General features: G+C 54.6%; 1 protein-coding gene. It reads left to right on the forward strand.

What is annotated here, in order from left to right; all coding sequences use genetic code 11:
• Positions 1 to 1,499: condensation domain-containing protein (locus E0E18_RS13835; protein ID WP_237559852.1), on the forward strand; the 1,499-nt coding region annotated here is incomplete at both ends.

The following is a 1,499-nucleotide window of genomic DNA, read 5'->3' on the forward strand; positions in this document are numbered from 1 at the left end:
GAACTGGCAGCACTGGCAGACAGCAACACCGACGCTGACCACACTACTTCCGCCCTGCCCCGTGTCGCCGACATCACCCGCCCCGACACCGTCCCCGCATCCTACGGACAACAAGCACTCTGGCTCATCGACCAAACCAACCAGTCAAAAAGCCAGTATGTGGTCCCCCTCATACTCAAATTCACCGGCACCTTGGTTCCACAAACATTCGAACAAGCACTGCGTGATGTTGTTATCCGTCAGGAAGCACTGCGGACCCGTTTAATTGAACAGGATGACATCCTAATTCAGGACATCATCCCCGCCAACAAGATCCCAGACATGCTGACCCTGCCAGTCGTAGAATTGACTGGCCGCTCAGAACAACAAGTCATCGAACATATCGACACGATCATCCAAGCCGGTTTTGCTCTAGACCGGGACATCCCCATACGCGGCGAACTTCTGCACACCGGCGACGATACCTGGATTCTGGCACTAGCCATCCATCACCACGCTGTCGATGAATGGTCTATGCCGTCACTGACCGATGATCTGGCAACCGCCTACACCGCACGACTACACGGCCAAACCACGAATTGGGATAATCTTCCAGTTCAGTACGCTGAATACGCTACCTGGCAGCATCAGTTCCTGGGTGATCCGAATGACCCGGATTCACTCCTAGCTAAGCATCTGGACTACTGGAAAAACCAGTTATCCGCCGTGCCGGACGAGTCCACCATCACCCCTGACCGTCCTCGACCGGTTCAGCCGACATACGCCGGGCAGGATCTGACCACAACACTGCCTGCATCAACCACAGCAACGCTACGCAACGTTTTAGATGACCGGAATATCACCATGTTCATGGCCGTTCAAGCAGCCACGGCCATCACTGTCAGTTCCCTGGGAGCCGGTGATGATGTGGTCATCGGGTCCCCAGTCGGCGGACGCACCGAAGACGGGTTGGAAAACCTCGTCGGCTACTTCGTCAACACCCTTCCACTCCGTCACCGACTCAGCCCAGAATTTCTCCTCACCGATGTTCTAGACAACACCAGGGACCTGGTTCTCGATGGTTTCGCTCACCAGGTGGCACCATTCGATCAGATAGCGCGTACTGTTAATTCTCCCCGACTAGCTGGCCGCAATCCATTGTTCCAGGTCATGCTCACCCACCACGCAATAAATGCCGAGTACTTAGAAAGCGCGGGCTTCGCCGAAGGAAAGGGCGGATTGCTTGCCTCTAGATATTCTAATGTCGGCATAAATTCAGTCAAGAATGATCTTGATGTTTACACGATTGGCGCTGCAGGGCGATCGAATCAGCTAAGCATCACAGTGTCGTATTCTACAGAGCTTTTCGATCACCGCACGATCAACCGTTTCCTGTCGGTGTTTGTTGGTGTGTTGGACACCATGGCCACGGCTCCGGATACGCGTGTCGGGGATTTGGATGTGCTCACCGATGCGGACCGTGACAACATCACCACCTGGTCTGTGGGTGAGGAACTGGA

Origin of the sequence: Corynebacterium neomassiliense (genome assembly GCF_900626215.1) — a bacterium.
In the GTDB taxonomy this organism is placed as follows: Bacteria; Actinomycetota; Actinomycetes; order Mycobacteriales; family Mycobacteriaceae; genus Corynebacterium; species Corynebacterium neomassiliense.